Annotated in this window: 1 protein-coding gene; it reads left to right on the top strand. The window is 70.0% G+C overall.

The features are described 5' to 3' along the window. Positions 1–230, top strand: a 230-nt coding sequence (locus tag AX737_RS34420) for a cache domain-containing protein (protein ID WP_197430584.1), incomplete at both ends; no start/stop codon positions are given.

Here is a 230-nt window from a genome sequence, read left to right as displayed (position 1 = left end):
CCGGCAGCTCTTCGTGATGGGCGGCTACGCGCGCGGCAAGGCCACCGGACGGGACTCGATCCACTTCGCCCAGCCGCTCCTCGACGAGGACGGTCGCACCATCGGCGTCCTTAGCGCCGCCATCGACCTCGAATGGCTGGGCGGACGCCTGCGCCAGGCGCTGCGCCTGAACGATACCAGCATCACGCTGGTCGACCGCGACGGGCTGATCCTGGTTCGCCACCCGGACA

This window comes from Methylobacterium sp. CCH5-D2 (genome assembly GCF_001556475.1).
Taxonomy (GTDB): Bacteria; Pseudomonadota; Alphaproteobacteria; order Rhizobiales; family Beijerinckiaceae; genus Methylobacterium; species Methylobacterium hispanicum.
The sequence above is the reverse complement of the archived record's forward strand: the minus strand, read 5'-3'. Positions and strand labels throughout refer to the sequence as shown.